Here is a 2452-nt window from a genome sequence, read left to right on the forward strand (position 1 = left end):
CGGCGGAGGTTCGAACGGATCGACGCTCGCATTTGCGGTAGACACGGCCGGCGAAACCGCGCCGGCTGATTGCGCTTGTCGCTGAGCGGCAGACAACACCGGCGGCGGAGGTTCGAACGCGTCAACCGCGTTGGTACTGTTCGGCGCCACCGCGACTTGTGCAGGCGCAGACCGGCTGGCAGCGCCATCGGACGGAGCGGGAACGGGCGACGCCAGATACGTCGGTGAATCGAAAGGCGCTGGAGCCGACTTAGGCGCGGCGACGCGGCGGATGCCATCGAAGCGCTTCGCCCAGTAGGGGTTCGTCAGATAATCAAGCCGGACCGTGCCGCCGGTGGATGGCGCATTCACGAAGCGCAGCTTGCCCACGTAGATCCCGACATGCGAATGCGCGCGTCCGGTCGTGTTGAAGAAGATCAGGTCGCCGGGTGCGACTTCGTCTGGTTCGATGGACTCGCCGCGCCCGCTCATGTCAGCGGTCGTGCGTGGCAGGTTGACCGAGGCCGCGCGGTCGACCACGTACCGAACCAGTCCGCTGCAATCAAAACCGGCTTCCGGTGTATTCCCGCCCCAGCGATACGGCACGCCGACAAGCGCCATTGCCTGGATGGAAATTTCCTCGCGCCCCACGCTGTGATCGACGAAGTCTGGAAACCCGGATGGCTTGGCAAAAGTGCGGTTTGCAGCAGTTGTGTTCGATTCGGCCGGCGCGCGCGATATCCGCTGCGGCGCGCTGGAGCAGGCGGCAGCGAGGAAGGTGACGAGCAGCAGTGACCAGAATCGGCGCATTCGAAAGGGCGAGCGGACCGCTCACCGTGATGACGGTCTCGCGATACTAGCCCGTCAGATGGGGCTCCGGCAAGTTTTGTTGATAAGTCACTTTAGGTTAACGCTGTAAGTGAGGTGGAAAACGACGTCGGTTTGGAGAAAAAACCACAAAAAAAGCCCGGCAAGCGATGCTTGCCGGGCTTTCGGACAGTGGGTGAAACTTTAAAGGATATCTGAAGCGTAATCCGCCAGACGGGACCGCTCACCGCGCGCCAGCGTTACGTGCCCGCTGTGCGTCCAGCCCTTGAAGCGGTCCACCACGTAGGTGAGGCCCGAACTGCCTTCGGTCAGATAAGGCGTATCGATCTGCGCGATATTGCCCAGGCACACGATCTTCGTACCCGGACCCGCCCGCGTGACGAGCGTTTTCATCTGTTTCGGCGTCAGGTTCTGCGCTTCATCGATGATCACGTACTTGTCCACGAACGTCCGTCCACGCATGAAGTTCATGCTCTTCACCTTCAAGCGCGAGCGGATCAGTTCCTGCGTGGCGGCGCGGCCCCATTCGCCGGCGGCATCGTCCGTTTTCTGCAGGACCTCGAGGTTGTCGTCGAATGCGCCCATCCACGGCTGCATCTTTTCCTCTTCCGTACCCGGCAAGAACCCGATATCTTCGCCCACCGGAACCGTCGCCCGGGTGACGATGATCTCGTTGTAGCGCTTGTCGTCGAGTACTTGTGCGAGGCCGGCGGCCAGCGCCATCAAGGTCTTGCCGGTCCCGGCCTGACCCAGCAGCGTGACAAAGTCGACGTCCGGGTTCATCAGCAGGTTCAGCGCAAAATTCTGCTCCCGGTTGCGCGATGTAATGCCCCACACGTTGTTCTTGTGGTGACTGTAATCGCGCAGCGTTTGCAGCAGCGCCGTCTTGCCGTTGAGCTCACGCACGATGCCATAGAACGACGGTTCGCCGTTCTGCGGTTCGAAGTACACAAACTCGTTCACTAACATGGACGCGCATTGCGGACCGGTCACGCGGTAGTACGTGGTGCCCGTCTTCGTGTCCTGCCAGCTTTCCATGCCCTTCGCATGCTTCGTCCAGAAATCCGAAGGCAGCGCGCGCACGCCGGAATAGAGCAGATCCTTGTCTTCAAGGACCTGGTCGTTGAAATAATCTTCTGCGGGCAGGCCGAGTGCGTGCGCCTTGATGCGCATGTTGATGTCTTTCGACACCAGCACGACCTGGCGATCCGTGCGCTCTTTTTGCAGCGCGCGGACCACGCCGAGAATCTGATTGTCGGCCTTGCCAACCGGCAGACCCTCAACCGGCTCGATGTCGGTCAACGTGGTCTGGAAGTAGAGGCGGCCGGTTGCATCGCGGTTACCCAGGGCGGAGAGCGGCAATCCCGCCGACATCTCGCCCACGTGGGCGACCAGCGCATCCAGCGTACGGCTGACCTGACGCGCATTGCGCGCCACTTCCGACATGCCTTTCTTGTGGTTGTCGAGTTCCTCGAGCGTCATCATGGGCAGATAGACGTCGTGTTCCTCGAACCTGAAAAGCGATGACGGATCGTGCATCAGCACGTTCGTGTCGAGCACGAAGAGCTTGCCGATCTCGTTTTCCGGCTGGCCGCGCTGACGGCGCTTCTGCTGTACGCGCGGCTGTGCGGCAACCGAAGCCGGA

The 2452-nt window shown here is 61.5% G+C and carries 2 protein-coding genes; both read right to left on the reverse strand.

All coding sequences use genetic code 11. The annotated features are described in order from the left end of the window. A partial coding sequence (locus tag ACRXB1_RS34555) for an NlpC/P60 family protein (protein ID WP_449494598.1) occupies positions 1-789 on the reverse strand: 789 nt, incomplete at its 3' end. A 201-nt stretch (positions 790-990) separates the two neighbouring features. Further along, positions 991-2452 (reverse strand): PhoH family protein (locus ACRXB1_RS34560; RefSeq protein ID WP_449494599.1); only part of this gene is annotated, 1462 nt, incomplete at its 5' end.

The sequence above is a fragment of the Caballeronia sp. M23-90 genome (genome assembly GCF_053574605.1).